Genomic DNA, 26,591 nt, shown 5'->3' on the forward strand with positions numbered 1-26,591 from the left:
CCGTGACGGACACGGTGACGCAACCCGATGATGACGCGGCTGACGCGGCTGACGCGGCCGGGACGGCCTCCGAGCCCCCGCGCGGCGGACGAGGACGGCGTACGGCGCTGATCGCCCTGGCCGTGGCCGTCGTGGCGGCGGTCGCCGTGGTCGGCGCCCTGGGCCTCGGCGGCGGCGGGGACGAGGGCCCGAGCGCACCGCCCCGGGCCGGCTCGCTGGTCCCGGTGACCCGGGCCACGCTGACCGAACGCACACAGGTGGACGGCCAGTTGGGGTACGGCACGGAGATACCCCTGCCGGTCAAGGCGACCGGAACCGTGACCGGGCTGCCGGAAGCGGGGGCCGTGGTGAAGCGCGGCGGCACGCTGCTGCGCGTCGACGACCGCCCGGTGGTGCTGCTGTACGGGTCGCTGCCCATGTACCGGGACCTGGGGCTGACCACCACCGCGTCCGGGGCCGGGGCCGCGGACGGGACGGGCGCCGCGCCCGGAACCGGAGCCGCGGACGGGGAGGCGGCTTCCGGCGGGGGCAAGACGGCCGGCGGGACCGGCGACACCGCCGCCGTGAGCCCGTCCGCGTCGTCGGCGTCCACGCCGTCCGGGGCCGGGTCCGCCACGACGACGGAGCTCGAGGGCATGGACGTCCTGCAGTTCGAGACGAACCTGGCCGCACTCGGTTACACCGGTTTCACGGTGGACGAGACCTTCACCGCCAAGACCGCCGACGCCGTCGAACGGTGGCAGAAGTCGCTCGGGCTGCCCGAGACGGGCAGGGTCGGCATCGGCGACGTCATCTACTCCGCCGGCAAGGTGCGCATCGGCCGGCCGGGCGTCCGGCTCGGCGAGGCCGTCGCCGGGAACGCCCTCACGTACACCGGGACGGCGCGCAAGGTCGTCGTCGACGCCTCGGCCGCCGACGCCTCCTGGGCCGTCCGCGGCACGGCCGTCCGGGTCCGGCTGCCCGACGGCAGGACCGTGGGCGGCGAGGTGGCGTCGGTGGGCCGGCAGGCCAGTGCGCCCGAGGGCGGTTCCGGCGAGGACGGTTCGGGGCAGGGCGCGGCGACCGTGCCGGTGACCGTCACGATCGAGGACCAGAAGTCCGTGGGGCGGCTGGAGAGCGGTCCCGTCACCGTCGAGTACGTCGGCCGCGAGGCCGAGGACGTGCTGACCGTCCCGGTCGCCGCACTGGTGGCGCTCGCGGAGGGCGGTCACGGGCTGGAGACGGCGGACGGCGACTTCATCGCCGTGAAGACCGGACTGTTCGCCGACGGCAAGGTGGAAGTGAGCGGTTCCGCGGTGCGCGCGGGACTGAAGGTGAGGATTCCGGAATGAGCGGCGGATCTCGGGCCGTCGTCGAGTTCGACGCCGTCTCGAAGACGTATCCGGGCCCGGTGGCCGCGGTCCGCGACGTGAGCCTGCGGATCGGACGCGGGGAACTGGTCGGGGTGGTGGGCCCGTCCGGCTCCGGCAAGTCCAGCATGCTCAACCTCATGGGCAGCCTCGACCGGCCCACTTCGGGCCGGGTCCTGGTCGACGGCTACGACGTGGCCGGACTGTCCGACCGCGAGGTCTCCGCGCTGCGGGCCACCCGGATCGGCTTCGTCTTCCAGCAGTTCCACCTCGCGGTCGGCGTCCCCGTCCTGGACTCGGTGGCGGACGGACTGCTCTACGCGGGCGTCCCGATGCGGCGGCGCCGGGCCGAGGCCGCGGCGGCGCTGGCCCGGGTTGGACTCAGCCACCGCGTCCGGCACCTGCCCCACCAGCTCTCCGGCGGCGAGCGGCAGCGGGTCGCCGTGGCCCGTGCCGTGGTCGGTGAACCCTCGGTCCTGCTCGCGGACGAGCCGACCGGCAACCTCGATTCCGCGTCGGGCGCGGCCGTACTCGCCCTGCTGCGCGAACTGCACGCGGCCGGCACCACCGTCGTGGTCATCACGCACGACCGTGAGATAGCCGAGCAGCTTCCGCGACGCATCGAGATGCGCGACGGACGCCTGGTCGCCGACACGGCGGCCGACACGTCGGCCGGCCCGTCGATCGGGGTGCCCCGATGACGGACAGAGCCCCTGATTCCCCGGGGAGGGACCCGGACGGCCGGCTGCGGGCCGCCCGGCTCCGGCCCGCGGACGTCGTACGGCTCGGCGGGACGGGTCTGCGGACGCGTCCGCTGCGGGTCTTCCTCTCGGCGCTCGGCATCGCCATCGGCGTCGCCGCGATGATCGCGGTGGTCGGCATCTCCGGCTCCGGACAGGCGGAGGTGGACCGGCGGCTCGACGCCCTCGGCACGAATCTGCTGCGGGTGGCTCCGGGCGAGTCGCTGACGGGCGAGAAGGCCCGGCTGCCGTACGAGGCCGTCCCGATGGTCCGGCGCATCCCACCGGTGCGGCAGGTGGCCGCCACCGGCGCGGTCGACGCGCACGTCTACCGCAACGACCACATCCCCATCGGCCGGACCGGTTCCCTGACCGTTCTCGCGGCCGGCACCGATCTCCTGCCGGCCGTCGGCGGACAGGTCCGCAGGGGGCGCTGGCTGGACTCCGCGACCGACGCGTACCCGGCGGTGGTGCTCGGCGCCACCGCCGCCCAGCGGCTCGACGTGTACACGCCCGGCACCCGGGTCTGGCTCGGCGGCCGCTGGTTCTCGCTGATCGGCGTACTCGATCCGGTACCGCTGGCACCGGAACTGGACGGCGCCGCCCTGGTCGGATGGCCGGCGGCCCGGACCTATCTGCGCTTCGACGGCCACCCGTCGACGGTGTACGTCCGCGCGGAGGACAGCCGGGTCGCGGCGGTACGGGCGGTGCTCCCGGCCACGGCGTACCCGGAGAAGCCGGGTGAGGTGCGGATCTCACGGCCCTCCGACGCGCTCGCGGCCCGCGAGGCCACCGAGTCGGCGCTGACCGGGCTGCTGCTCGGCCTCGGCGGGGTCGCCCTGCTCGTCGGTGGCGTGGGCGTGGGCAACACCATGGTCATCTCGGTACTGGAGCGGCGTCCCGAGATCGGCCTGCGGCGCGCCCTCGGGGCGACCAGGGGCCAGATCCGCACCCAGTTCGTGACGGAGTCGCTGCTGCTGTCCCTCATCGGCGGCCTGGGCGGAACGGTCCTCGGGACGCTGATCACGGCGGGGTACGCCCTCAGCCGGGACTGGCCGACGGTGGTCCCCGCGTGGGCGAGCCTGGCGGGCATCGTCTCGACCCTGGCCATCGGCGTGATCGCCGGCCTGTACCCGGCGGTCCGCGCGAGCAGGCTCTCCCCGACGGAGGCGCTGTCCGGCACGTGAGCGCCGCCGGGCGTCCCCCCTCGGGGCCACCCGGCGGCGCGTGTCACTGCGTCGTGCCCGGTACTGCGAAGGAGCCGTCAGAAACCGCAGTGGACGTAACTGCCGCCGTCGCTCAGCAGGTCGTCACGGATCCAGCCGGTGACACCGGTGGCGTCGTTCCTGACGTACGTCCAGGTGTAGCCGTCGTTGCCGACGGTGTAGCAGTGGTAGTCCAGCGACTGCGTGTTGTAGGCGACGCCCTTGATGGTGCAGCTGGTGCTGGAACCGCTGCGCTCGTTGGCCCCGTTGGCCGTCTTGCCCCACGAGCTGCCGTCCTTGTCGGAGACGGTGGTGCCGCACGAGGCGTGTGCGGCGGCCGGCGTCGCCAGCGACAGCGGAACCGCCACGGCGGCGGCGGCGAGCACGGGTACGAGTGCCGCAAGACGTTTCATGATGAACCCCCTGTGTGGTGTTGACAGTGCCGCGACCGCCGCCGGACGAGGCCGGGGCGAAAGCGGCGGCCTCTGCATCAGCGGGGATGCGAGCGGCCGTATGTACGGTTACATCGGAATTGAGGTGAAGAAATGATTCCGTCATCGAGTGGCTGCTTTTCGCCCATGAGGGGCCCGAAATCACCAAATCGATAGGAATGAGACATTCCTGATGGGCGTTGGCCGATGACGCCCTCTTGAATTCCGGAAACGATCGAAGGGGGAACGGTGAGCTTCCGGCTCCGCGTCCTCGGCATGCTCATGCTGGTGGCGTTGGCCGCCACCGCCGCCACCGCCTGGCTCACGCTGCGTCAGGCCAACCGCCAGGTCCAGGAGACCGTCACGGCCGGCGAACAGGAGGTCTCCCGGATCACCGGCGCCCTGCGCGCGTACGGATTCGCGCACGGCACCTGGGAAGGGCTCTCACCCACGGTGGCCGAACTCTCCCGCGACACCGGCCAGCGCATCCGGGTCGTCACGGAGACGGACGTCCTGCTCGCCGACTCCGACGCCCTGGCCGGCCGGGACCCCCGCGCGCCGAGCAGCCGGCCCGCGGTCCTGGTCGACCCGCGCCCCGTCCTGCGCCTCCCGGCGGGCCGCGCGCCGCGGACCGCGGTGAAACTCACCGCCACGGCGATCGCCGACTACCGCGCGGCCGTGGCGTACGCGTCCTGCCTGACCCGGGCCGGAGCGGAGCCGACGGCCACCGCGGACGACGTCGGGATGCCCAGGATCAGCCCCGACCGGCGGCCCGCGCAGTGCGACGAGCCGAAGCCGGGGGCGAACCCGCCGATGCCGCAGGACGTCGACGCGGTCCAGCCGTGCGGGACCGACCCGCGGCCCGCCGCCTGCCTGCAGCGGGTGTTCGGCGAACGGACCGCGTCCGTCGCCCCGCCCCGCCTGGAGATCCGCCTGGGCGTGCGCGACGAGTCACCCCCCACCCTGGCCGCCGCGCCCACCGTGGCCGTCGCGATGGGGGTCGCCCTCGCCGCCATCCTCGGCGCCCTGCTGCTGAGCAGGGCCGTACTGCGCCCCGTCCGGGCCATGACGCTGGCCGCGAAGGGGCTCGGCGAAGGCGACCTGGAGCGCAGGGTCCCCGTCTCCGGCCGGGACGAGATCGCCCAGCTCGGCGGCGCCTTCAACCGCATGGCCGACTCCCTCCAGGCCGGTGAGGAGCGCCAGCGCCGCCTGATCGGTGACATCGCGCACGAACTGCGCACCCCGCTGGCCAACCTGCGCGGCTATCTGGAGGCCCTGCGGGACGACGTCGTCGAACCGACCCCCGAACTGCTCGCCTCGCTGCACGAGGAGGCGATGCTGCAGCAGCGGATCGTGGATGACCTCCAGGACCTCGCACTGGCGGAGGCCGGTGCGCTCACCTACCACCCCACCGAGGTCGACCTGGCGGAACTGCTGGAAGCCGCTCGCACGGCCCACCACGCCCAGGCCGAGGCGGCGGGTGTCGCGCTCGAAGTGGAGGCGGCCGGGCCCGCGTTCGTGACCGCCGACCCCGACCGGCTGCGCCAGGTCGTCGGCAATCTGGTCGGCAACGCGCTGCGGGCGACCGCGGCGGGCGGCAGCGTGACCCTGGCCCTGGTCCCCCGGCGCGAACTGGCCGTCGTGGAGGTGCGGGACACCGGCAGGGGGATAGCGGAGAAGGACCTGCCGCACCTCTTCGACCGCTTCTGGCGGGCGGACGCGTCCCGGGGCCGGGCGACCGGGGGAAGCGGCCTGGGCCTGTCCATCGCCCGCCAGATCGTGACCGACCACCGGGGGACGATCGAGGTGCGCAGCACGGTCGGGGCGGGCACCACCTTCACCGTCGTGCTGCCGATGGCTCCGGGGGGCGGGCGTCAGGAAGAGGCCGGGCCCGGACCGTCGTTGAGGCGGTAGCCCCGGCCGTACACCGTCTCCAGGTGGCGCGGGTGCCCGGGGTCCGCCTCCAGTTTCCGGCGCAGGTTCATCACATGGGCGTCGACGGTCCGCTCCTGCACGCCGTGGTCGAAGCCGAAGACACGCTCGATGATCTGCGCCCGGGTGAAGACCCTGCCCGGTTCCCGGGCCAGCGCCTCCAGGATGGCGAACTCCTTGGCGGTGAGGGCCACGGGCTGCCCCGCCACCCGGACCTCGAAGCGCGCGGTGTCCAGCACCACCGCGCCGACCCGCAGCACCACGGGCTCCGCCGGGCCGGCGGCCTTCCGCGACCGGCGCAGCAGCGCCCGCACCCGCGCGGTCAGCTCGCGGGGGCTGTAGGGCTTGGTGAGGTAGTCGTCCGCGCCCAGGTCGAGGCCGAGGAGCATGTCCTCCTCGGTGGTGCGGGCGGTGAGGAGGAGAATGGGGACATCCGATTCGGTCCGCAGGATGCGGCACACGTCGAGCCCGTCGACCAGCGGCAGCATCACGTCGAGGACGATGAGATCGGGTTTCGACGAGCGGGCCTTCTCCAGCGCCGCCCGGCCGTCCCCCACGACCTGCACCGCGTTGCCCTCCCGCTCCAGGTAGATCCGGACCAGCCGGGCCTGCTTCTCGTCGTCCTCGGCCACCAGAATCCGAGCGCTCACCGCTTCTCCCCCAGCGAGATCCTGCGTACTCCCGCACGGTAGTACACGGCCCGTGACGACGTGCCGTTTCGCCCGGCCGCGCGCCGGACACCGGGCTCGCGGGAGCCCGTGGCCCTCCTCTCGCGCACACCGGAGGCGAACCGGCGTGGCCGTGAGCGCCTCAGAGGTGCTGCTTGGCCGCTCGGACCAGTCGGCCGATGTCGTCCCGGGTCCGTACCCGGGCAGCGTCGAGTTCGGTCCTGCCGTCCGTCCCGGCCGGCGCCGTGATGTCGGCCAGTACCTTCTCCGCGGCCCGGCCCAGCGTCTCGTCATCGGTGAGCAGCTGCACCCGGAACAGTGCCTCCTGGGCGCGTGAGCGCAGGTCGTAGGCGCGGATCCGCACCGTGTCGGGGTCCTCCGGCGGCGGCTGCTCGTGCTCGCAGAACCAGAGGTGGACCAGGCACCGGCGGTAGTCGATCAGCGCGCCGGCGTAGGCGGAGCAGGCGTCGAGCCGTTCCTGCCGGAGCTTCTCCCGGCGGGTGAACAGGTGACTCCTGTCGGTGGTGCGCTGCTGGAACGCCAGGGTGATCCCCGAACCGAGCAGCGTCCCCAGGACGGCTATGCCACTGGCGATGATGGTCTCCATGCCCCAAGCCGATCACGCATCCCCGCGTTCCGGTACCAGAACCCGCCTCCGGAAGCGGTACGACGCGCCCCGACCTGCCGGAGTGACCCCGGATCCACGACCTCGGAGATACATTGGATCAGGTATATTGATATATCTTTCCATGTATATGGAGGTGGGGCTCATGAGCAGAACCGTCATCGACCTCGACGACGACGCCTTGGAGGCCGCGGCGAAGGAGCTGGGCACTTCCACGAAGCGGGACACCATCAACACCGCTCTGCGTGAAATCGTGGCCCGCAATCGCCGCCTGCGCGCTCTGCACGAACTGCAGGACCTCGCGGACGAGGGCGCCCTCGACGCCGAACTCCTTTTGGACAAGCGCACCTATCGAGGTGGTTCCGCCCGGTGAGCGTGCCCGACTACCTCGTGGACACATCGGCTCTGGCTCGCGTACTGCTGCGTCAGGTGACCGCGGAGTGGGAGCAGCGGATGGCCGCCGGCCTGGTCGCCTTGTGTGACCTCACTGAACTGGAGGTTCTTTACTCCGCACGTTCCGAGAAGGGCCGTGAGGCCATCCAGGGGCGACTGAACCAGTTCACTTGGTGCCCCATGCCCGACGGCGTCTACCGGCGCGCCCGAGTCGTCCAGCGTGAGCTCACCGCCAAGGGTGAGCATCGCAGTGCCGGAGCCGTGGACCTTCTCGTGGCCGCAGCCGCAGAAGAAGCAGGGCTCACGTTGCTGCACTACGACCGGGATTTCGAAACCATCGCCCGCACCACCGGGCAACCCGTCCGCATGATCGACCTCAAGGGCTGAGGCGGGAAGAGCCGGAGGGCTCTGCTGGGCGAACCGGTGGCCTCGGGCTGGGCCAGGCCCCGTCTGTGGACGGGTCCGAGAAAGTCCGGCTGTTCGCGCGTCGGCACCCGTGAACACCTCGGCCGCCTCCTCCCGAGTTCTTCGTCACCGGGGCGAGGCCGGGCGCCGGGTCATCCCGCCGACGGGGGTTGCGTACGACCGTCGTCGGGGCGAGGCTCTTCTGTGGTCCGGCCGCGGGCCTCGGTCAGGGCCCGGTCCAGCGCCTCGCGGGCCCGCCGTTGGATGCCGTCACCGCCGTGCAGGAGCTGATCCATCTCCTCCGGAGTGGGCGGTTCGGGCCGCGGTCCCTCGTCGGTCAGGCGGTCGTGGAGCCAACGGCATGCCTGGTCCTCGTCCGTGAACCGTTCCCACACCTCGCGCGTGCCGCGCTCATGGACCCCCACGGCCCACAGGCCGCCGCGCTCCTCGAGGAAGTAGCGATCGGTCATGTGCGGCCCGTGGGGACAGCCCTGGATCTCGTAGTACGCCTCCGGGACGCCGGCCGACCTGAGCGCGCGGCACAGCTCGAACCGGTCCATGGAGCCAGTCTCCCACCACGGGCCACACGGTCACGACCGGGACGGATACGTGGTCTTCAGCCGCACGAGGGTGCCGTTGTTCACCAGGTCGGCCACGCTGGTGCGGGGGATGCTCGGGCAGAACGAGCTCGAGGTCACGTACTGGGTGCCCGTGCCCGGTTGCTCGAACGCCGGGGCCTGCGGCCCCGCGCACACGGTGACGTCCTTGGCCAGCCGGTACAGGTGGTAGTCGTACGGGTAGCGAGGGTCGATGGTGTTGAGGCTGGACGGCGGGAGCGCCCTCAGCCCGTACTTCGTGCCTGCCGGGGCGAGGAACCGGCCCGCCTCGGCGCCGAAGCGGTCGAGCAGCAGGTTCTGGTTCGCGCGCAGCACCAACGGCGCCGCGATCACAGCGCCCTGGGCGTCGTGCGCGAAGCCGTCGTCCGGCGGATAGCGCCAGTCGCCCTGGCCCGAATCGGCGGCCGGATTCCACCAGCGGTCCAGGAACTCCACGGCGGTGAGGCCGCCGAGCCGGTTGTAGCCCTTGACGATGGCTCCCACCGGCCCGTGGGTCGGCAACTGCCTGGGGCCGAGCCGCCAGTCGCCGCAGAAGTAGTACGGGCGGTAGGCCGCGGGGATGGGGTAGGGCACCAGGCCCTTGCACGCGCGTGGCTCACCGGACCCGGTTTGCCCGTCCCCGGGCTGCGCCACGAGTCCGACCGGTGCGGATGCCGCAGATGCCGACGTGTCCGGCCGGGCCTGCCGAACGGCTGCCGTCCTGCCGTCGTGGTCGGCCGCGGTCGCGGACGACGAGACTGAAGCGCCCATGACGAGGAAACCGGACAGGCTGACCGCGGAGACGACGCCGGCCCACCACCTTGACGATTTCACTGAACCTCCCGAAGGGGGCCGATTGCCGGGCATCGGCCACGGATCATCCGAAAAGACGGGATCACTGAAGCCGCGAGGAGGGGCGACCGCGAAGGGACGTGCCGCGGCTGCGTCCGAACGAATGCCTCGGTTCACACGGAGGGCTCAACCGGCGAGGGACCCCGAGGGCCGACGGAGCGATCCCGGGCGGAAGCTGCCCTTGCCGCGGCTGATCACGGCCCCATAAGCCGTGCGGGCCACCGAAAGCCGGGGTCATGACAAGGTCCCCGGCGCAGGTGACAGCCGGCTCGCCGAAGATCACAACAAGCTGCGCGCGGATTCCCCGCTGTGGGCGCCGAGCCACGCAGCCGGCGAGGAACAGGGAAGCGGCCAGGCCCACCGAACAAGCCCCCGCCCCGCAAAGAACTCGCAGGGCGAGGGCTTGCTGGTGTCGCGTTGCTTCTTCTTGTCCTGGGGCTTGTCGGAGATCTTGGTGAGCTGGGTTTTTGCCGGTCAGGGGTGGTGGGTTCGCGCGCCTGGTGGCCGTCGTCGGTCGTCATTGGCCACTGCTGAGCGGCTTCGGACGGCCCAGAGACGGCCCAACCGGGCAGGCAGGAGCCGTGGGCAAGCCACTGCGCGGCCAACGTCCGCCGCGCCTTCCGCCAGGCGCTCAAGGGCATCGACGGGATCAACGCCGACGACTGGACGCCCCGGGAGCTCCGGCACGGCTTCGTGTCCCTGCTGTCCGACCGCGGCGTCCCGCTGGAAGTGATCTCCCGGCTCGTCGGGCACTCCGGGACGGCCGTGACCGAGGAGGTCTACCGGAAGCAGATCCGGCCCGTGATCCAGACCGGCGCCGTGGTCATGGACGGGATCTTCGGCGCTGATCCGCAGCGGCCGTAGACACGCGGGAACCGGTAGTCACGCAGATAGACACGCACAAAGCAGATCAGCCAGGCTACTCATGTGAGTAGCCTGGCTGACCTGGTGTTTCTCTGTCGGGGTGGCGGGATTTGAACCCACGACCTCTTCGTCCCGAACGAAGCGCGCTGCCAAGCTGCGCTACACCCCGATTGCCGCTGCTCTCGCGGCGACGACGTTTACTTTAGCCCACCGGGGGCCGGAGACGAAATCCGGTTTTCGAGCGGGGGCGGACCGGGTTGGGGCGGGCGTGGTCCAGGGCCACGAGGAGGACGGCCAGGGCGTAGAGGGCCAGGCCGAGGAGGAGGGCGTTGGCGAGGACGTGCCGGTAGCCGTGCCGGGCGACGTCGAGGAAGGGGTAGAGGTAGCGGGCGGGGGAGCCGGTGAGGAGGGCGCCCCGGGCCAGGGTGAAGGCCAGGTAGGCCAAGGGGTACAGCAGCCAGGTGGCGGCCTGGCGGAGGCGGAGGCGGGCCGGCGGGGAGAGGAGGAGCCAGTCCAGTACCGCGGCGACGGGGAGCACCGTGTGCAGGGTGTGGGCGGCGAGCGGCTCCAGCCAGGAGGGTCCGGCCGCGGCGCCGGTCGTCGCGAGGCGCGGGGCCGGGTCCGCCAGGAGGACGTGCTGGGTCAGGGACGCCATGATCACGTACAGCAGGGCCGCCCCCGTGAGGGCGCCCGGCAGGGGGTGACGGGCGCTCCAGGTGCGGCGGGCCGAGGCGAGCATGACCAGGGCCAGCAGGATCGCGCTCTGGACCGCGAAGTGGCTCAGGACCCGGGCCGGGCTGCCGAGGAGGGTTTCCACCAGCACCGCCCCCGCCGCCAGCAGTGCCAGGAGCAGGCGGTATGCCGCTGTCAGCGGGCGGCGTACCAGCGGGACGACGGCTCTGGCGGGGGCGAAGAGGGCGGCCGACGCCGGGTGCGTGCGCGGCAGGGCGGGGATGTCCGGGAGGTCCCTGGGTATCGGGGCGGTCATGCACCCCAGCGTGGGCGGACGTCCGGCCCGGGGCGATGCGGGTGGGCCGGACGGGTTACCCGGCCATCCCCTGCTCGCGGCCCACCAGGGTCATCAGCGTCGCCTCCGGGGGGCAGGCGAAGCGGACCGGGGTGTAGCGGCTGGCGCCGCAGCCCGCGGAGACGTGGAGGTAGGACGTGCGGCCCTCGGACGTGTGCGTGGACAGGCCCTTCACGCGGTCCGTGTCCAGGTCGCAGTTGGTGACCAGGGCGCCGTAGAAGGGGATGCAGAGCTGGCCGCCGTGGGTGTGGCCGGCCAGGATCAGGGGGTAGCCGTCGGCCGCGAAGGAGTCCAGGACGCGCAGGTACGGGGCGTGGACGACGCCCATCGAGAAGTCCGCCGCGTCCGACGGGCCGCCCGAGACCTCCGCGTACCGGTCGCGCTTGATGTGCGGGTCGTCCAGGCCGGTCAGCTCGATCGAGGTGCCCTCGATCTTCAGCGTGCCCCTGGTGTTCGTCAGGTTCAGCCACCCGGCCGCGTCGAAGCCGTCCCGCAGGTCCTCCCACGGGTTGTGGACCACGTCGACCTCCGGGGCGTTGCCGTTCAGACCGTGGCGGCCCTGGACCTTCTCGATCAGGTAGCGGGCGGGGTTGCGCAGCCTGGGGCCGTAGTAGTCGTTGGAGCCGAAGACGTACGCGCCCGGGAACTCCATCAGGGGGCCGAGTGCGTCGAGGACCTCCGGCACGCCCTCGGGGTCGGACAGGTTGTCGCCCGTGTTGAGCACGAAGTCGGGGCGCAGGCCCGCCAGGGAGCGCAGCCAGCGCTGCTTCTTGCGCTGGCCGCCGACCATGTGGATGTCGGAGACCTGGAGCACGCGCAGGGGGCGCATCCCGGACGGGAGGACGGGGACGGTCACCCGTCGGAGGCGGAAGGAGCGGGCCTCGAAGCCCGCCGCGTAGAGCAGCCCGGCGGCGCCGGCCGCCGTGATTCCCAGGGGGATTCCGTATCGCGCGCGCATGTGCCCATCGTGTCAGACCCGAGCGGGCGCTCCGAACGCCCGTGGACACGGCGGGCCTTAAATCAGCAGGCGTTCCGCCTCGCGCACCTGCGACAATCTAGCCATGACCACGCTCAAGTCGAAGCTGCAGGAAGACCTCAACGCCGCGATCAAGGAGCGCGACGAGCTCCGCTCCTCGACGCTCCGGCTGACGCTCGCCGCGATCACCAAGGAGGAGGTCGCGGGGAAGGAGAAGCGCGAGCTCTCCGACGACGAGGTGCAGAAGGTGATCACCCGCGAGGCGAAGAAGCGCCGCGAGGCGGCGGAGGCCTTCGCGCAGGGTGGCCGTCCCGAGCAGTCCGAGCGGGAGAAGGCGGAGGGCGAGGTGCTGGCCCAGTACCTGCCCAAGCAGCTCTCCGACGAGGAGCTGGACGCGATCGTCGCCCAGGCGGTGGAGGAGGCGAAGGCGGCGGGTGCGGAAGGGCCGCGGGCCATGGGCGCCGTGATGAAGATCGTCAACCCGAAGGTGGCCGGGCAGGCGGAGGGCGGCCGGGTCGCCGCCGCGGTGAAGAAGCTGCTGGCCGGCTGACCTGCAACTCCGGTGCGGTGTGCGGCGTATGGTCGGCTGTGCCGGTGACACCGGCGCTGCGTGCGTTCGGCCGGGTCCGTGGGGCTCCGGTGCCCCGCACGGTCGGCCGAGGCCGTTCCCGCCGCCTCGCGCGTGCGTCGTACGACGTCGAACGGCCCCTCCCCCCGACCGTGGGGGGAGGGGCCGTTCGACGTGTCGGGCCGGGACCGTCAGCCGCGTCCCCCGGGGCCCTCGCCCGCCCCCCGGATGAAGCCCTCCGGGATGGAGAACGTCGGATCCGGCTCGGTGTCTCCCGTGCCCCCCGTGCCGTTGCCGCCCCCGTTGGCGTTGCCGCCGCTGATCAGGCCGCCGACGAGACCGCCGTCGCCGTTGTTGCCGTCGTCGTCACTGTTGCCGCCGCCGCCGCCGTCGCCGTCGCCTTCGCCGCGGTTCTGGCCGTCCGGGATGTCGACGAGGTTGAAGGACGGGGACTCCTTGCCCGACAGGGCGCCGGTCATGGCGTCCTTCCAGATGGGACCCGGGACCGCGCCACCGAAGACGAGCGAGTGGTACTGGCCGCCGATCGTGATGTTCTTCATCTCGACCTCCTGGCTCGCGCTGCCCACCCAGACGGCGCCCGACATGTTCGGCGTGTAGCCGACGAACCAGGCGTTCTTGCGCTCGTCCGTCGTACCCGTCTTACCGGCGTTGGCGCGGTCGCTGAGGCCGGCCTCCTGGCCCGTACCGGAGTCGACCACACCCTGCAGCAGGGTGTTCACCGTGTCCGCGGTCTTCTCGCTCATCGCGCGCGAGCACGTCGACTTCGGGACCTCGAGCGACTTCTGCTGGTTGCCGATCTTCTGGGTGATCGACTCGATGGCGATCGGCGTGCAGTACATGCCCCGGGAGGCGAAGGCGGCGTACGCGCTCGCCATCGTGAGGGGCGAGAGGCCGGTGGAACCGAGGGTCATCGAGGAGGGGACCTCGGGGATCTTCTTCCCGTTGCCCTGCACCACGCCGAGCTTGTCGGTCATGGTCACCACCGGGCACATGCCGATGTCCTCGATCATCTGCACGAAGTAGGTGTTGACCGACTTGGCCATCGCCTCCTTGAGCGCGTACGGCCCCACCTCGGACTCGTTCTCGTTCTCGAGCTTGTAGCCGCTGTCGTTCACCCAGGGCTTGCCGCACCCGCGCACGGTCGCCGGGTACGGCATCTGGTACGGAGCGGAGTAGGACTGCGTCGCCGGCCTGCCCTCCTCCAGCGCGGCCGCCGCCACGAACGGCTTGAAGGTGGAACCCGTCGGGAAGCCGAAGTTGGAGCCGCCCATGGCGTAGTCGACCGAGAAGTTGATCTCCGTCTCGTTCTTGCCGTAGCCGTACGGTTTCGACTGGCCCATCGCGACGATCTTGCCGGTGCCGGGCTCGACCAACGTGGACGCCGCGGCGACCGAGTCCGACTGGTAGACGTGGCTCTTCAGCGACTGCTGCACCGAAGCCTGCGCCTGCGGGTCGAGCGTCGTGCGGATGGTCAGGCCGCCCTGGTTCCAGATCTTCGCCCGGTCGGCCTTGGTCTTCCCGAAGACCGGGTCGCTCAGGAACACCTCGCGCACGTAGTCGCAGAAGAAGCTGGCGTCGTCGACCGCGGTAATGCAGCCGTTCTTCGGCTTGCTGACCTTCAGGCCCAGCGGGGCCTTCGCCGCCTCGGCGGCCTGCTCCCGCGAGACCTCGCCGACCTCGGCCATCCGCTGGAGCACGACGTTGCGCCGCCGCTTCGCCTCCGCCTCGTCGTTGACCGGGTCGTAGCGGCTCGGAGACTGGACGATGCCGGCGAGGAGGGCCGACTCCTGGAGGTTCAGCTCCTTGGCGGGCTTGGAGAAGTAGCGCCGGGCCGCGGCCTCGACGCCGTAGGCCTGCTGGCCGAAGAACGTGATGTTCAGGTAGTTCTCGAGGATCTTCTTCTTGCCCAGCTCCTCCTCGACCTGGATCGCGTACTTCAGTTCGGCGATCTTGCGGCCGATGGTCTGCTGGGTGGCCTGCGCGACCTTCGTCGGGTCGTCGCCCGCCTCCTCGACGAAGACGTTCTTCACGTACTGCTGGGTGAGGGTGGAGGCGCCCTCGGAGACCTCGCCGCTGCGCGCGTTCGCGTTGAGCGCGCGCAGGACACCCTTGAGGTCGACCGCGCCGTGCTCGTAGAAGCGCGAGTCCTCGATCGCGACGATCGCCTTCTGCAGGTACGGCGAGATGTCCTTGAGGGGGACCACCGTGCGGTCGCGCGAGTAGACGGTGGCGATCTGGCCGCCGTCGGCGTCGAGGATGGTGGTGCGCTGACTCAGCGGCGGCGTCTTGAGGTTGGCCGGGAGCTCGTCGAAGCTCTCGACCGATCCCTTGGCCGCCAGGCCGAGCGCGCCCACGGCGGGCAGCGCGATGCCGGCCATGACGGCCCCCGCGAGGACACTGACACCGAGGAACTTGGCGGCCTGCTGCGTGGGAGACAGACCACCACCCGAGCGCTTCTTTGGCATGGGAGCAGCCTAATCCGTAGTTATGAGCGTTCTGCAGGAGCGGGTGCTTCTCGGAGCGTTCGAGTACCAGACCGTGACATCCAGGTGCAGCCGGGCCCCACGGAGGCCTCAACGTAGATCGGTGCGCGGTCTGGTGCGAATGGTGGCGGCGGCCGCGTGGGCGCCGAGCGGATGCCTTTCCCATACCAGGCAGTGTTGCCTCTTCCCAGAGCGGCGACGCTCGGCGCCCTCGTGGCCGCCACCACCGTCAGTACTGACCGCTTGATCACTCGTTGGTGCTCATGGTGCGAGCCTTCCGCACGGAGATCTCTCCAAACGCCCGAGCCGTCTGAGCTCCCGCGCAGACCGAGGCCCGTGGGGTGCGCTGGTGCCACGAACGGCTAGTGAGGTGGCGGCCCGACCGCTTTGCGGTCGAGGCCTGGGATTAGGTCGCTGCGTGGCCCGCATGCGCTCGTGACCAGCGCACACGCCGAACTCTGGGGAGGGGAATCTTGATCTACTGCGGAATCGACTGGGCGGAACGCACCCACGACGTCGCCCTGGTCGACGACACCGGCCAGCTGCTGGCCAAGAGGCACATCACCGACGACGCGGCTGGCTACAAGATCCTGCTGGAACTGCTCGCCGAGTACGGCGACACAGAGGAGAACCCGATCCCGGTCGCGATCGAGACCTCCCGCGGCCTGCTCGTCGCGGTCCTGCGGACCGGCACACGCAAGGTCTTCGCGATCAACCCGATGGCCGCCGCCCGTTACCGCGACCGGCACTCCGTCTCGCGCAAGAAGTCCGACCCTGGCGACGCCCTGGTCCTGGCCAACATCCTGCGCACCGACATGCACGCCCACCGGCCACTGCCCGACGACAGCGACCTTGGCCGCGCGATCGCCGTCCTGGCCCGGGCCCAGCAGGACTCCTTGTGGAACCGGCAGCAGCTCGCCAACCAGCTTCGGTCCCTGCTGCGCGAGTACTACCCCGCCGCCTTGGCCGCCTTCGCTGCCTGGACCAACGGCCTGTGCCGTCCCGAGGCCCGCGAGCTCCTCAAGACCGCCCCCACCCCGGCCCGGGCCGCGCGGCTGACCCGCACCCAGATCCAGGCCGCCCTGAAGCGAGCCGGCCGCCAGCGTGGCATCGAGGCCGAGGCCGAGCGCCTCCGCGAGGTCTTCCGGGGCGAGTGGGCTCACCAGCCTCCGCTGGTCGAAGACGCACTCGGCAAGCAGATGCTCGCCCTCCTCATCCAGCTGGACGCGGCCTGCACCGCAGCCGACCAGCTCGCCGAAGCGGTCGAGGAGGCTTTCTCTCAGCACCCGGACGCCGAGATCCTGCTGAGCTTCCCCGGCCTCGGTATCCAGCTCGCCGCCCGCGTCCTGGCCGAGATCGGCGACGACCGCACCCGCTTCGCCGACGCCCGCGGCCTCAAGGCCTACGCTGGCTCCTCACCCATCACCCGCGCCTCCGGCAAGAAGTCCGCCATCACCAGACGCTGGGTGAAGAACGACCGCCTCAACCACGCCGGCTACCTCTGGGCCTTCGCCTCCCTACGGGCATCCACCGGAGCCAACGCCCACTACCGGCGCCGACGCGAACAAGGCGACTGGCACGCGGCTGCCCAGCGCAACCTCTTCAACCGCATGATCGGCCAGCTCTACCACTGCCTCCAGAAGCGAGAGCTCTTCGACGAGCAGTCGGCCTTTCCCTCACTGTCGCTCGCCGAGGCAGCGGCAGCCTGACCAGCCAAGACGCCTTGCCCGCATTGGTGAAGGCAGCCGATCATTCGGCCATGAGACCCGAAGTGCAGATGTTCGTTACCGACGGCCCGCTTCCCGACTGGGATGCGAGCGAAGAAGAGATCGACAGGCGTGTCGCGCAACTAGAAGCGATTGCGAAGCCGGTCACGGGAGAGGAAGCCAAGGCTCTCGTCTCCTGCTTCGGCCCGGACGACTGCTACGGCGTCGCCTGGACGCTCCTGCACCTCATCGAGACGGGTCCCAACCCCGTCCTGACGGCTGCCCCTGCGCCCGACGCCAACGAGTGGCACCAGCGCCTCTACAACCGCGCCGTGAACGGAGGACTCATCCCCTGAACTTGACGGCATAGCAACGTGAGGTGTCTACGTTCTCATTCGCCGGACAAGCGTATATGCCTTGGCCTAAGCTGCTCTCAACTGTCACAGCAGTGAGGCCACGTATCAATACGTCCGGCGACCCCGAATCGTTCCGGATCTCCTCGATTTTTTTCGTACGCGTGTCTGTCGAGGAGTGTTGAGTCCGTGTCCGGATCCGCCTCCTGTGTCATGCGGTGCCCGTTGTGACGCAACTGAACTGACCTGGAATGCCGGATTGGCCGCGTATGTCGCCCCCTCACTCCCCCGGGTGATCTGCCGCTTACCCATAGTCCGTTCGGGCCATTCAAGATTGGGCCCGCTGGGGGTGTTGCGCCGTGCCCACCTTCCGTAACGTCCTCAACTGGCGGCGGTGAATATGCCGCTGCCGCCGTGGGGGAGCCTCGATTCGGGAGAGGACGGCGCCGGTATGGGCTGGGTTACCGACTGGAGTGCGCAGGCTGCCTGCCGCACTACCGATCCGGATGAACTGTTCGTTCAGGGAGCAGCGCAGAACAGGGCCAAGGCGGTGTGCACCGGATGTCCGGTACGCACCGAATGCCTGGCTGACGCGCTCGACAACCGTGTCGAGTTCGGCGTATGGGGAGGCATGACGGAGCGTGAGCGCCGCGCACTGCTGCGCCGGCGGCCGACCGTGACCTCCTGGCGCAGGCTGCTGGAGACCGCGCGCTCGGAGTACGAGCGGGGGTCGGGTGTCGTACCGCTCGACGACGACGAGGTGTACGAGAACTACGCCGCGGTGAGCTGAGGGCCCCCGGGGGCTCCCGGCCCCGCCCGGTTCCGGACCAGGTGCCGTCAGGGCGTTTCGGGCAGCTCCGGCCGGTGGGCCGCGAGCCGGTCGCCGATGTCCCGCAGTCCCGCGAGGTCGTGCACGTCGCCGGGCAGCGCTGCCACTTCGGTCACCGCCACCTCGGGGTGGAGCGCGGTGAAGCGGTCGCGTGTGCGCTGCTCGCGCGAGAGCAGCCGCATCCGCTCGGCGTGCAGCCTCAGCAGACCCGCGGTGAGCCGGTCGACGGACCGGTCCGCGTCGGCGTCCGCGTTCGCGTCCGTGTCGGTGTCCTTCGTGCTCGCGCCTTCGGTGTCGTCCGCGGTGGCGGGGGAGCCTGTGCCGGGGACGTCCCGTGCCGGTGAGCCGGAAGCGGAGGATGGTGTGGAGGGTTCTGAACTTCCGTACGTTTCGGGGGAGTTACGAAGTCCAGCTTTCCCGTCCTCCTGATCCACAATGCCGGAGTCCTCAAGATTTTCCGCGGCGGCCAGCGCCCGCTCGGCCGACAGCCGGTCCGCGCCGCTGCCGTGCACCCGGTTGAGGACCAGCCCGGCCAGCGGCATCTCCTCCGCCGCCAGCCGCTCCACGAAGTACGCGGCCTCGCGCAGCGCGTCCCGCTCCGGGGCCGCCACCACCAGGAACGCCGTCCCGGGCGCCTGGAGCAGCTTGTACGTGGCGTCCGCGCGCGTGCGGAACCCGCCGAACATCGAGTCCATCGCGGCCACGAACGTCTGCACGTCCTTCAGCAACTGGCCGCCGAGCACCTTGCCCAGGGCGCCGGTCATCATCGACATCCCGACGTTCAGGAACTTCATCCCCGCGCGGCCGCCGACCTTCGCCGGGGCCAGCAGGACGCGGATGAGCTTGCCGTCGAGGAAGGACCCGAGCCGCTTGGGGGCGTCCAGGAAGTCCAGCGCGGAACGGGACGGAGGGGTGTCGACCACGATGAGGTCCCACTCGTCCCGGGACCGCAGCTGGCCCAGCTTCTCCATCGCCATGTACTCCTGCGTGCCCGCGAAGCCCGCCGAGAGCGACTGGTAGAAGGGGTTGCCCAGGATCGCGGCGGCCCGGTCGGGGTCCGCGTGCCCCTCGACGATCTCGTCGAAGGTGCGCTTCATGTCGAGCATCATCGCGTGCAGTTCGCCGCCCGCGGAGTCGTCGATGCCCTTCACCCGGCGCGGGGTGTTGTCGAGCGAGTCGATGCCCATGGACTGGGCGAGCCGGCGAGCCGGGTCGATGGTGAGGACCACCACCTTGCGCCCCCGCTCGGCCGCGCGCAGGCCGAGCGCCGCGGCGGTGGTCGTCTTGCCGACCCCGCCCGAGCCGCAGCAGACCACGATCCGGGTGGCGGGGTCCTCGATCAGCGGGTCGACGTAGAGCGTGCGGGTGGGGGAGAGGTGGTGACGGGCCGGGTCCTGGGCCTGCGCCGGTTCCGGACGACGACTCATGACATCCCCTGCTTCCGGTGCTTCCGACTCGTGACGGGGCGGGTGCGGTGGTGGCTGTGCTTCGGACTCGTGACGGGGCGGGTGCGGTGGTGGCTGTGCTTCGGACTCGTGACGGGGCGGGTGCGGTGGTGCCTGTGCTTCGGACTCGTGACGGGGCGGGTGCGGTGGTGGCGGGCGCTTCGGGGCCGCACCGTGCGGGCGCGGCCGGTCATGACACGCCCTGCTCGCGCAGCTCCCTGGCCAGTTGGTACAGGCCGGCCAGGTCCATGCCCTCCGCGAGCAGCGGAAGCTCGTGCAGCGACACGTCGAGGGCCGCCAGCACGGCGCGCTGCTCGGCCTCCAGCGCGTACCGCTCGGCGTACTCCTCCGCCTGCGCGAGCAACGGGTCCACCAGCCGCTCGGCGTGTCCCCCGCGCCGCGCGCCGCCCAGACCGGCGGACGACAGTGCCCGCGCGATGGAGGAACGAGGGACCGCCGCCGCGAGTTCCAGGCCCTCCCCGTCCAGCGTCTCCGGGCGGACCATGTTCACCATGACCCGCCCCACCGGCAGCCGCGCGGCGCGCAGTTCCGCGATGCCGTCGGCGGTCTCCTGGACCGGCATCTCCTCCAGCAGCGTCACCAGGTGCACGGCCGTCTCCGGCGATTTCAGCACCCGCATGACCGCCTGCGCCTGATTGTGTATCGGGCCGATCCTGGCGAGTCCGGCGACCTCGTCGTTGACGTTGAGGAAACGGGTGATGCGGCCGGTCGGCGGGGCGTCCATCACGACGTAGTCGTAGACGAACCGCCCGTGTCCGTCCTTGCGGCGCACCGCCTCGCACGCCTTGCCGGTGAGCAGGACGTCCCGCACGCCGGGTGCGATGGTGGTGGCGAAGTCGATCGCGCCGAGCTTTCTGAGGGCCCGGCCGGCGCCGCCGAGCTTGTAGAACATCTGGAGGTAGTCCAGGAGGGCCAGTTCGGCGTCGATGGCGAGGGCGTACACCTCGCCGCCTCCCGGAGCGACAGCGATCTTCCGTTCCTCGTAGGGCAGTGCCTCCGTCTCGAAGAGTTGTGCGATGCCCTGGCGGCCCTCGACCTCGACGAGGAGCGTCCGCTTCCCCTCCGTGGCCAGGGCCAGCGCGAGGGCCGCGGCCACCGTGGTCTTGCCGGTTCCGCCCTTGCCACTGACGACCTGGAGCCTGCTCACGTCTTCGAGCCTAAATGCTCGCCCCGCGCCCCGGCGGCTCCGGGTGGCGGTTCCCGGGAGTCGCGTCCCGCGCGAGGGAGCGGGACGGGGGCCGCGCCCCGCGCGGGCGGGGGCTAGAGTCGGCCGCATGACCAAGTGGGAATACGCGACTGTGCCGCTGCTCGTCCATGCAACGAAGCAGATTCTGGACACCTGGGGCGAGGACGGCTGGGAGCTCGTCCAGGTCGTGCCCGGGCCGAACAACCCCGAGCAGCTGGTGGCCTACCTGAAGCGGGAGAAGCAGGGATGAGCGCCGTCGAGGCGAAACTCGCCGAGCTGGGCCTGAGCCTGCCGGAGGTCGTCCCGCCGCTGGCCGCGTACCAGCCGGCCGTGCGGTCGGGGCGGTACGTCTTCACCGCCGGCCAGCTGCCCATGGTGGAGGGCAAGCTCCCGCTGACCGGCAAGGTCGGCGCGGAGGTCACCGCCGAGGAGGCGAAGGAGCTGGCGCGCACCTGCGCGCTGAACGCCCTCGCCGCGGTCAAGTCCGTCGCCGGGGACCTGGACCGGGTGGCGCGCGTGGTGAAGGTCGTCGGCTTCGTGGCCTCCGCCGCGGACTTCACCGGCCAGCCGGCCGTCCTCAACGGCGCGAGCGAACTGCTCGGCGAGGTCCTCGGCGACAAGGGCGTCCACGCCCGCAGCGCGGTGGGCGTCGCGGTACTGCCCCTGGACGCCCCGGTGGAGGTCGAGGTCCAGGTGGAACTCACGGAGGCGTAGCCCGCGCCACCGGGTCCCGCGAGGCGCGGGACCCGGTGATCCCGGCACGCGTGCCGGGGCCCCCGGCGCCCGGCGTGATCGCGCGGCCCGGGGACCGCGGCCCCGGTGCGCGACGCCTCGGGCCTGAGGCCGGCGCGACGGCGTGTCGCGCGCCGGTAACGCGGTCCTCCCCGGGCACTCGAACATCCGCCCGTCACGGGATAGCCTCCGGCCATGGTGAATGCGCAGGCCGACGGGCAGTGGTATCCGCCGGAGTGGCCGGAGCGGATCCGTGCGCTGGCGGGCGGCGATCTCACGCCGGTCGTGCCGAAGCGCGCGGCCACCGTCATGCTGCTCAAGGACACCGGCGACGGGCCCGCCGTGCACATGCTGCGCCGGCGTACGTCCATGGCGTTCGCGGGCGGCGCGTACGCCTATCCCGGCGGCGGCGTCGACCCGCGGGACGACGACCGGCACGTCCGCTGGGCGGGCCCCGAGCGCGCGTGGTGGGCGGACCGGCTCGGCGTCGACGAGGCGGGGGCCCAGGCGATCGTCTGCGCGGCCGTGCGGGAGACGTACGAGGAGGCCGGCGTCCTGCTCGCCGGGCCCACCCCCGACTCCGTGGTCGGCGACACGACCGGCGACGACTGGGAGGCGGACCGCGCCGCGCTCGTCGCGCGGGAGACGTCCTTCGCGGAGTTCCTGGACCGCCGCGGACTGGTCCTGCGCTCGGACCTGCTCGGCGCGTGGGCGCGCTGGATCACCCCCGAGTTCGAGCCCCGCCGCTACGACACCTGGTTCTTCGTCGCCGCGCTCCCCGAGGGCCAGCGCACCCGCAACGCCTCCACGGAGGCCGACCGCACGGTGTGGATCACGCCCCGCGCGGCGGCGGAGGCGTACGACCGGGGCGAGCTGCTGATGATGCCCCCGACCATCGCCACACTGCGCCGGCTCACCGCGTACGGAACGGCCGCGGAGGCGCTCGACGCGGCGCCCGGGCGGGATCTCACGCCGGTGCTGGCCTCCGCGCGCCTGGTGGAGGGCGAGATCGTGCTCTCCTGGCCGGGACACGACGAGTTCACCAAGCACATCCGGACCGGTGGAGCCCCCGCATGACGGACGCGAGCGCCCTTCCCGGCCGGCCACGGGGCGGAGTCCTCTCCGGCCCGGCCACCGCACGTGCCGTCAACGTGCTGGCCCCCAACCCCTCGGCGATGACCCTGGACGGCACCAACACCTGGATCCTGTCGGAACCGGACTCCGACCTCGCCGTCGTGGTCGACCCCGGCCCGCTGGACGACGGGCACCTGCGGCACGTCATCGGCACCGCCGAGCGGGCCGGGAAGCGCGTCGCCCTCACCCTCCTGACGCACGGTCACCCCGACCACGCCGAGGGCGCCGCCCGTTTCGCCGGGCTGACCGGCACGAAGGTGCGGGCCCTGGACCCGGCGCTGCGGCTCGGCGACGAGGGGCTGGCCGCCGGGGACGTCATCACCGTCGGGGGCCTGGAGCTGAGGGTCGTACCGACCCCCGGCCACACGGCCGACTCCCTGAGCTTCCACCTCCCGGCCGACCGGGCGGTCCTCACGGGCGACACCGTCCTCGGCCGCGGTACGACCGTCGTGGCCCACCCCGACGGCCGCCTCGGCGACTACCTGGACACGCTGCGCCGGCTCAGGTCGCTCACGGTCGACGACGGCGTCCACACGGTGCTGCCCGGCCACGGACCCGTCCTGGAGGACGCCCAGGGCGCCGTCGAGTTCTACCTCGCCCACCGGGCCCACCGCCTCGCCCAGGTCGAGACGGCCGTCGAGAACGGCCACCGCGCCCCGTCAGAGGTCGTCGCCCACGTCTACGCCGACGTCGACCGCTCCCTGTGGCCGGCCGCGGAACTCTCGGTACGCGCCCAGCTGGAGTACCTCCAGGAGCACGGCCTCATCCAGTAGCCGCGCCGGGTTCCCGCCGGCGGTCCCGCTCCGCATCACCCGGGCCGCGGGCCCTCACACCGCGCACGCGCGCGTACTCCCCGGCGAGCCGGGGCCGGGGCCGTCGACGTACGGGGCGAGGGGACCGCGGGGCACCGGCCGGTCCGCGTCCGAGGACGGCCGTCGGCCGCTTCCGCGCGGCGGCGACGACGGGGCGGCGGGGCGGCAGGCGTGGTGTGCCCGCGCGGACAACAGGGCGGCAGGCGTGGTGCGCCCGCGCGAGGGAGCCCTCGCGCCCGATGCGGCCCTGCGTCTCCGGTGCGGGGCGGTGCGCGGTGTCGGCCGTGCGGAATCGTCGTGCCGCCGGATCGCCGTGCCGCGTGGGGCACGCCGCGTTCCGGGCATGGCGGGAGCACGCAGGACGTGCGGACACGGCGGAGCCCCGCTTCCCGTGGGAAGCGGGGCTCCGGTGCCAGGGGTCAGCGGGAGCGCTTCGCGAGGCGCTCGACGTCCAGCAGGATCACCGCGCGGGCCTCCAGGCGGAGCCAACCGCGCTGGGCGAAGTCCGCCAGGGCCTTGTTGACCGTCTCGCGGGACGCGCCGACCAACTGGGCCAGCTCCTCCTGCGTGAGGTCGTGCACGACGTGGATGCCCTCCTCGGACTGCACGCCGAAGCGGCGGGAGAGGTCCAGCAGGGCGCGGGCGACACGGCCCGGGACGTCCGAGAAGACCAGGTCCGACATCGCGTCGTTGGTCCTGCGCAGCCGGCGCGCGACGGCCCGCAGCAGCGCCGTGGCCACCTCGGGGCGCGCGCTCAGCCAGGGCGTCAGGTCGCCGTGGCCCAGCCCGAGCAGCTTGACCTCGGTGAGCGCCGTGGCGGTCGCGGTGCGCGGACCCGGGTCGAAGAGCGACAGCTCACCGATCAGCTCGCCCGGTCCGACCACGGCGAGCATGTTCTCGCGGCCGTCGGGGGACGTACGGTGCAGCTTGACCTTGCCCTCGGTGACCACGTACAGGCGGTCGCCGGGGTCGCCCTCGTGGAACAGGGAGTCGCCCCGTGCGAGGGTCACCTCACTCATGGAGGCGCGAAGCTCGGCGGCCTGCTCGTCGTCGAGCGCCGCGAAGAGCGGATTCCGCCGCAGAACGTCGTCCACGAGTTCTCTCCTTGTCGACCTGCTCAGGGGATCTTGTTCCCCTACGTACCAGGGGACCGTGGTTCCCATTTTGCCGGACGGTCCAAACAGTGTGATCTGTCACAAGGATGCCGTACGGACCGGTCGGGGTAAGCGGCAGGGGTCCAATTGGACGTCGATCTTCGGGGTCCGGGGCGGATGTCGGTGCCGGGTCGTAGGCTGGCCGGGTGTCCGAATCGCCGGTGAGGACACAGGCCGAGGGGAGCTGCGTGAGTGGGTGTGCGTCGTGATTCCGCCGTGGGCGAACAGGGCTCCGATGGCGGCAGGGAAACGACGAAAGCGACAAAGGGGTCGTCGTTGAAGAAGGAACCGACGGCTCGTGCGAGCGGGGCGGCAGGGGAGACGGACACACCGGTGGAGAAGGCGGCGGCGAAGAGGACGACCGGGGCGAAGACGACCGGGGCGAAGACGACCGGGACGAAGACGACCGGGGCGAAGGCAACCGGGACGAAGACGACCGGAACGAAGACATCCGGGGCGAAGGAGGCGACCGCCTCCGTGACGGCATCCCCGGTGAAGACCGTCGTCCAGCCGGCCGGGGACGAGTCGCGCACCGCGCTGGTCCGCCGCGCCCGCCGGATCAACCGTGAGCTCGCCGAGGTGTTCCCGTACGCCCACCCGGAGCTGGACTTCGAGAACCCCTTTCAACTCGTCGTCGCCACCGTGCTGTCGGCCCAGACCACCGACCTGCGCGTCAACCAGACGACCCCCGCCCTCTTCGCGAAGTACCCCACCCCCGAGGACCTGGCCGCCGCCAACCCCGAGGAGGTGGAGGAGATCCTGCGCCCCACCGGCTTCTTCCGGGCCAAGACCAGGTCGGTCATAGGGCTGTCGAAGGCGCTGGCGGAGGACTTCGGCGGCGAGGTGCCCGGCCGGCTCGAGGATCTCGTCAAGCTGCCCGGAGTCGGCCGCAAGACGGCGTTCGTCGTGCTCGGCAACGCCTTCGGCCGCCCGGGAATCACCGTGGACACCCACTTCCAGCGCCTCGTGCGCCGCTGGCGCTGGACCGGGGAGACCGACCCCGACAAGATCGAGGCGGCCGTCGGCGCGCTCTTCCCCAAGAAGGACTGGACCGACCTGTCCCACCACGTCATCTGGCACGGCCGCCGGATCTGCCACGCCCGCAAGCCCGCCTGCGGCGCCTGCCCCATCGCGCCGCTCTGCCCGGCGTACGGCGAGGGCGAGACGGACCCGGAGAAGGCGAAGAAGCTGCTCAAGTACGAGAAGGGCGGCCTGCCGGGCCAGCGTCTGAAGCCCCCGCAGGCCTACCTGGACGCCGGCGGCCGGCCCGCGCCGCCGCTGGGGGCCGGATGACGGGGCGGCGCGCACGACGGCGGTCCGCGGAACGATCTCGGGGCCGCCGGGCGTTGGACCCGTGGGACGCGGCCGGACGACGGGGGTGGCGATGACGAGGACGAGCGGTACCCAGGGCGGCCCGGTGACGCTCAGCCGGGAGGGACTGCCCTCCTGGCTGGACCCGGTGGCCCGCGCGGCGGAGACGGTCGCGCCGAGACAGCTGAGCCGCTTCCTGCCCCCGGAGAACGGCACGGGGCGCCAGTCCGCCGTCCTCATCCTCTTCGGCGAGGGCGAGCGGGGCCCGGAGCTGCTGCTCATGGAGCGCGCCAGCTCACTGCGCTCGCACGCCGGACAGCCGTCCTTCCCCGGTGGCGCCCTCGATCCCGAGGACGGCGACCCGCAGGGCGACGGCCCGCTGCGGGCCGCGCTGCGCGAGGCCGAGGAGGAGACGGGGCTCGATCCGTCCGGCGTCCAGCTCTTCGGCGTGCTGCCGAAGCTCTACATCCCGGTCAGCGGCTTCGTCGTCACACCCGTGCTGGGCTGGTGGCGCGTACCCAGCCCGGTGGGGGTCGTCGACCCGAACGAGACGGCGCGGGTGTTCACCGTCCCGGTGGCGGATCTCACCCACCCGGACAACCGGGCCACCACGGTCCACCCCAGCGGTCACCAGGGCCCGGCATTCCTGGTCGAATCGGCCCTCGTGTGGGGCTTCACCGCCGGGGTGATCGACCGGTTGCTGCACTTCGCGGGATGGGAGCGGCCCTGGGACCGGGACAGGCGGGTCCCGCTGGACTGGCGGTCATGACAGG

General features: G+C 71.8%; 27 protein-coding genes, 1 tRNA gene and 1 pseudogene. 17 read left to right on the top strand and 12 right to left on the bottom strand.

All coding sequences use genetic code 11. From position 1 onward, the window contains the following. Positions 1-2 precede the first annotated feature (2 nt). The 3 genes from ACFY3N_RS09000 to ACFY3N_RS09010 are packed head-to-tail and all read left to right on the top strand — an operon-like array spanning position 3 to position 3,276. The gene (locus ACFY3N_RS09000) at positions 3-1,331 is read left to right on the top strand and encodes a peptidoglycan-binding protein (RefSeq protein ID WP_390815924.1); all 1,329 of its coding nucleotides are present in this window, start codon (positions 3-5) and stop codon (positions 1,329-1,331) included. Next, positions 1,328-2,050, top strand: coding sequence for an ABC transporter ATP-binding protein (locus ACFY3N_RS09005; RefSeq protein ID WP_390815925.1), 723 nt, complete (start codon positions 1,328-1,330; stop codon positions 2,048-2,050). The genes ACFY3N_RS09000 and ACFY3N_RS09005 overlap by 4 nt, the downstream gene beginning before the upstream one ends. Then, complete coding sequence (locus ACFY3N_RS09010; protein WP_390815926.1) at positions 2,047-3,276, top strand: ABC transporter permease; 1,230 nt, start codon at positions 2,047-2,049, stop codon at positions 3,274-3,276. The genes ACFY3N_RS09005 and ACFY3N_RS09010 overlap by 4 nt, the downstream gene beginning before the upstream one ends. A 77-nt stretch (positions 3,277-3,353) precedes the next feature. On the opposite strand, the gene ACFY3N_RS09015 is transcribed toward ACFY3N_RS09010, so the two are convergent. After that, a complete protein-coding gene (locus ACFY3N_RS09015) occupies positions 3,354-3,707 on the bottom strand; it encodes an SH3 domain-containing protein (RefSeq protein WP_390815927.1) in 354 nt (117 codons plus the stop codon). 267 nt (positions 3,708-3,974) lie between these two features. Here ACFY3N_RS09015 and ACFY3N_RS09020 point away from each other — a divergent pair, with 267 nt between their 5' ends. Further along, positions 3,975-5,639 carry an ATP-binding protein gene (locus ACFY3N_RS09020; RefSeq protein WP_390815928.1) on the top strand — a complete coding sequence of 555 codons (1,665 nt, stop codon included), beginning with the start codon at positions 3,975-3,977 and terminating at the stop codon, positions 5,637-5,639. Here the strand turns inward: ACFY3N_RS09020 and ACFY3N_RS09025 are convergent. Then, complete coding sequence (locus tag ACFY3N_RS09025) at positions 5,600-6,307, bottom strand: response regulator transcription factor (RefSeq protein WP_390815929.1); 708 nt, start codon at positions 6,305-6,307, stop codon at positions 5,600-5,602. The two genes, ACFY3N_RS09020 and ACFY3N_RS09025, sit on opposite strands and share 40 nt — an antisense overlap. A 160-nt stretch (positions 6,308-6,467) precedes the next feature. Then, on the bottom strand, positions 6,468-6,932 hold the full coding sequence (locus ACFY3N_RS09030) for a hypothetical protein (protein WP_390815930.1): 465 nt from the start codon (positions 6,930-6,932) through the stop codon (positions 6,468-6,470). Positions 6,933-7,095: 163 nt separating this feature from the next. Between ACFY3N_RS09030 and ACFY3N_RS09035 the strand changes: the two genes are divergently transcribed. Together ACFY3N_RS09035 and ACFY3N_RS09040 are read left to right on the top strand one after the other, a co-directional pair. Further along, the gene (locus tag ACFY3N_RS09035; protein WP_390815931.1) at positions 7,096-7,323 is read left to right on the top strand and encodes a type II toxin-antitoxin system VapB family antitoxin; all 228 of its coding nucleotides are present in this window, start codon (positions 7,096-7,098) and stop codon (positions 7,321-7,323) included. Further along, positions 7,320-7,730 (top strand): PIN domain nuclease, encoded by a 411-nt coding sequence (locus tag ACFY3N_RS09040; protein ID WP_390815932.1) that lies wholly within the window; start codon positions 7,320-7,322, stop codon positions 7,728-7,730. Before ACFY3N_RS09035 ends, ACFY3N_RS09040 begins: the two co-directional genes overlap by 4 nt. A gap of 170 nt (positions 7,731-7,900) precedes the next feature. On the opposite strand, the gene ACFY3N_RS09045 is transcribed toward ACFY3N_RS09040, so the two are convergent. Then, complete coding sequence (locus ACFY3N_RS09045) at positions 7,901-8,308, bottom strand: hypothetical protein (protein ID WP_390815933.1); 408 nt, start codon at positions 8,306-8,308, stop codon at positions 7,901-7,903. 30 nt (positions 8,309-8,338) lie between these two features. Then, positions 8,339-8,938: a TNT domain-containing protein gene (locus ACFY3N_RS09050; protein ID WP_390815934.1), complete on the bottom strand. Its 600-nt coding sequence runs from the start codon at positions 8,936-8,938 to the stop codon at positions 8,339-8,341. A gap of 830 nt (positions 8,939-9,768) precedes the next feature. Between ACFY3N_RS09050 and ACFY3N_RS09055 the strand changes: the two are divergent. Beyond that, a pseudogene (locus ACFY3N_RS09055) lies at positions 9,769-10,060 on the top strand (tyrosine-type recombinase/integrase); the annotation flags it as partial. Between the two features lie 95 nt (positions 10,061-10,155). Here the strand turns inward: ACFY3N_RS09055 and ACFY3N_RS09060 are convergent. From ACFY3N_RS09060 to ACFY3N_RS09070, 3 genes are all read right to left on the bottom strand, one after another. Then, a tRNA-Pro gene (locus ACFY3N_RS09060) sits at positions 10,156-10,229 on the bottom strand. 33 nt (positions 10,230-10,262) lie between these two features. Further along, a complete protein-coding gene (locus ACFY3N_RS09065; RefSeq protein ID WP_390815935.1) occupies positions 10,263-11,048 on the bottom strand; it encodes a Pr6Pr family membrane protein in 786 nt (261 codons plus the stop codon). A gap of 55 nt (positions 11,049-11,103) precedes the next feature. Then, the gene (locus ACFY3N_RS09070) at positions 11,104-12,045 is read right to left on the bottom strand and encodes a metallophosphoesterase (protein WP_390815936.1); all 942 of its coding nucleotides are present in this window, start codon (positions 12,043-12,045) and stop codon (positions 11,104-11,106) included. Positions 12,046-12,148: 103 nt separating this feature from the next. On the opposite strand from ACFY3N_RS09070, the gene ACFY3N_RS09075 reads away from it, so the two are divergent. Beyond that, entirely contained in the window at positions 12,149-12,613 is a 465-nt protein-coding gene (locus ACFY3N_RS09075) for a GatB/YqeY domain-containing protein (RefSeq protein ID WP_361741664.1), read from the top strand. A 209-nt stretch (positions 12,614-12,822) separates the two neighbouring features. Here the strand turns inward: ACFY3N_RS09075 and ACFY3N_RS09080 are convergent, their stop codons facing one another. Further along, positions 12,823-15,117: a transglycosylase domain-containing protein gene (locus ACFY3N_RS09080; RefSeq protein WP_390815937.1), complete on the bottom strand. Its 2,295-nt coding sequence runs from the start codon at positions 15,115-15,117 to the stop codon at positions 12,823-12,825. Between the two features lie 488 nt (positions 15,118-15,605). On the opposite strand from ACFY3N_RS09080, the gene ACFY3N_RS09085 reads away from it, so the two are divergent. From ACFY3N_RS09085 to wblA, 3 genes are all read left to right on the top strand, one after another. Beyond that, complete coding sequence (locus ACFY3N_RS09085; protein ID WP_390816070.1) at positions 15,606-16,844, top strand: IS110 family transposase; 1,239 nt, start codon at positions 15,606-15,608, stop codon at positions 16,842-16,844. 50 nt (positions 16,845-16,894) lie between these two features. Continuing rightward, positions 16,895-17,197: a hypothetical protein gene (locus tag ACFY3N_RS09090; protein ID WP_390815938.1), complete on the top strand. Its 303-nt coding sequence runs from the start codon at positions 16,895-16,897 to the stop codon at positions 17,195-17,197. Between the two features lie 448 nt (positions 17,198-17,645). Then, entirely contained in the window at positions 17,646-17,984 is a 339-nt protein-coding gene (gene wblA, locus ACFY3N_RS09095) for a transcriptional regulator WblA (RefSeq protein WP_390816071.1), read from the top strand. Between the two features lie 47 nt (positions 17,985-18,031). Here the strand turns inward: wblA and ACFY3N_RS09100 are convergent, their stop codons facing one another. Beyond that, positions 18,032-19,450: an ArsA family ATPase gene (locus tag ACFY3N_RS09100; protein ID WP_390815939.1), complete on the bottom strand. Its 1,419-nt coding sequence runs from the start codon at positions 19,448-19,450 to the stop codon at positions 18,032-18,034. Positions 19,451-19,658: 208 nt separating this feature from the next. Then, positions 19,659-20,636, bottom strand: a complete 978-nt coding sequence (locus tag ACFY3N_RS09105) for an ArsA family ATPase (protein ID WP_390815940.1) — start codon at positions 20,634-20,636, stop codon at positions 19,659-19,661. Between the two features lie 127 nt (positions 20,637-20,763). On the opposite strand from ACFY3N_RS09105, the gene ACFY3N_RS09110 reads away from it, so the two are divergent. The 4 genes from ACFY3N_RS09110 to ACFY3N_RS09125 all read left to right on the top strand — a co-directional run bounded on the left by ACFY3N_RS09110 (position 20,764) and on the right by ACFY3N_RS09125 (position 23,314). Further along, complete coding sequence (locus ACFY3N_RS09110; protein ID WP_142194045.1) at positions 20,764-20,925, top strand: DUF4177 domain-containing protein; 162 nt, start codon at positions 20,764-20,766, stop codon at positions 20,923-20,925. Next, a complete protein-coding gene (locus tag ACFY3N_RS09115) occupies positions 20,922-21,389 on the top strand; it encodes a RidA family protein (protein WP_390815941.1) in 468 nt (155 codons plus the stop codon). The genes ACFY3N_RS09110 and ACFY3N_RS09115 overlap by 4 nt, the downstream gene beginning before the upstream one ends. Positions 21,390-21,602: 213 nt before the next feature. Further along, complete coding sequence (locus ACFY3N_RS09120) at positions 21,603-22,484, top strand: NUDIX hydrolase (protein WP_390815942.1); 882 nt, start codon at positions 21,603-21,605, stop codon at positions 22,482-22,484. Further along, positions 22,481-23,314 (top strand): MBL fold metallo-hydrolase, encoded by an 834-nt coding sequence (locus ACFY3N_RS09125; RefSeq protein ID WP_390815943.1) that lies wholly within the window; start codon positions 22,481-22,483, stop codon positions 23,312-23,314. Before ACFY3N_RS09120 ends, ACFY3N_RS09125 begins: the two co-directional genes overlap by 4 nt. Before the next feature lie 458 nt (positions 23,315-23,772). Here the strand turns inward: ACFY3N_RS09125 and ACFY3N_RS09130 are convergent, their stop codons facing one another. Beyond that, positions 23,773-24,447, bottom strand: a complete 675-nt coding sequence (locus tag ACFY3N_RS09130; protein WP_390815944.1) for a Crp/Fnr family transcriptional regulator — start codon at positions 24,445-24,447, stop codon at positions 23,773-23,775. A 336-nt stretch (positions 24,448-24,783) separates the two neighbouring features. Here ACFY3N_RS09130 and nth point away from each other — a divergent pair, with 336 nt between their 5' ends. Both nth and ACFY3N_RS09140 read left to right on the top strand, forming a co-directional pair. Continuing rightward, positions 24,784-25,800, top strand: a complete 1,017-nt coding sequence (gene nth / locus ACFY3N_RS09135) for an endonuclease III (RefSeq protein WP_390815945.1) — start codon at positions 24,784-24,786, stop codon at positions 25,798-25,800. A gap of 91 nt (positions 25,801-25,891) precedes the next feature. Then, entirely contained in the window at positions 25,892-26,587 is a 696-nt protein-coding gene (locus tag ACFY3N_RS09140) for an NUDIX hydrolase (protein WP_390815946.1), read from the top strand. Positions 26,588-26,591 lie beyond the last annotated feature (4 nt).

It is taken from the genome of Streptomyces sp. NPDC000348 (genome assembly GCF_042898795.1).
Lineage (GTDB): Bacteria > Actinomycetota > Actinomycetes > Streptomycetales > Streptomycetaceae > Streptomyces.

What these genes read in the sequence shown, in the direction of transcription:
- ACFY3N_RS09030 (WP_390815930.1), bottom strand. Translation starts at nt 6,932, where the DNA reads ATGGAGACCATCATCGCCAGTGGCATAGCCGTCCTGGGGACGCTGCTC.
- ACFY3N_RS09070 (WP_390815936.1), bottom strand. Translation starts at nt 12,045, where the DNA reads ATGCGCGCGCGATACGGAATCCCCCTGGGAATCACGGCGGCCGGCGCC.
- ACFY3N_RS09090 (WP_390815938.1), top strand. Translation starts at nt 16,895, where the DNA reads ATGAGACCCGAAGTGCAGATGTTCGTTACCGACGGCCCGCTTCCCGAC.
- ACFY3N_RS09120 (WP_390815942.1), top strand. Translation starts at nt 21,603, where the DNA reads ATGGTGAATGCGCAGGCCGACGGGCAGTGGTATCCGCCGGAGTGGCCG.
- ACFY3N_RS09100 (WP_390815939.1), bottom strand. Translation starts at nt 19,450, where the DNA reads ATGAGTCGTCGTCCGGAACCGGCGCAGGCCCAGGACCCGGCCCGTCAC.
- ACFY3N_RS09075 (WP_361741664.1), top strand. Translation starts at nt 12,149, where the DNA reads ATGACCACGCTCAAGTCGAAGCTGCAGGAAGACCTCAACGCCGCGATC.
- ACFY3N_RS09015 (WP_390815927.1), bottom strand. Translation starts at nt 3,707, where the DNA reads ATGAAACGTCTTGCGGCACTCGTACCCGTGCTCGCCGCCGCCGCCGTG.
- ACFY3N_RS09010 (WP_390815926.1), top strand. Translation starts at nt 2,047, where the DNA reads ATGACGGACAGAGCCCCTGATTCCCCGGGGAGGGACCCGGACGGCCGG.
- ACFY3N_RS09035 (WP_390815931.1), top strand. Translation starts at nt 7,096, where the DNA reads ATGAGCAGAACCGTCATCGACCTCGACGACGACGCCTTGGAGGCCGCG.
- ACFY3N_RS09080 (WP_390815937.1), bottom strand. Translation starts at nt 15,117, where the DNA reads ATGCCAAAGAAGCGCTCGGGTGGTGGTCTGTCTCCCACGCAGCAGGCC.
- ACFY3N_RS09045 (WP_390815933.1), bottom strand. Translation starts at nt 8,308, where the DNA reads ATGGACCGGTTCGAGCTGTGCCGCGCGCTCAGGTCGGCCGGCGTCCCG.
- wblA (WP_390816071.1), top strand. Translation starts at nt 17,646, where the DNA reads ATGGGCTGGGTTACCGACTGGAGTGCGCAGGCTGCCTGCCGCACTACC.
- ACFY3N_RS09110 (WP_142194045.1), top strand. Translation starts at nt 20,764, where the DNA reads ATGACCAAGTGGGAATACGCGACTGTGCCGCTGCTCGTCCATGCAACG.
- ACFY3N_RS09065 (WP_390815935.1), bottom strand. Translation starts at nt 11,048, where the DNA reads ATGACCGCCCCGATACCCAGGGACCTCCCGGACATCCCCGCCCTGCCG.
- ACFY3N_RS09125 (WP_390815943.1), top strand. Translation starts at nt 22,481, where the DNA reads ATGACGGACGCGAGCGCCCTTCCCGGCCGGCCACGGGGCGGAGTCCTC.
- ACFY3N_RS09140 (WP_390815946.1), top strand. Translation starts at nt 25,892, where the DNA reads ATGACGAGGACGAGCGGTACCCAGGGCGGCCCGGTGACGCTCAGCCGG.
- ACFY3N_RS09115 (WP_390815941.1), top strand. Translation starts at nt 20,922, where the DNA reads ATGAGCGCCGTCGAGGCGAAACTCGCCGAGCTGGGCCTGAGCCTGCCG.
- ACFY3N_RS09005 (WP_390815925.1), top strand. Translation starts at nt 1,328, where the DNA reads ATGAGCGGCGGATCTCGGGCCGTCGTCGAGTTCGACGCCGTCTCGAAG.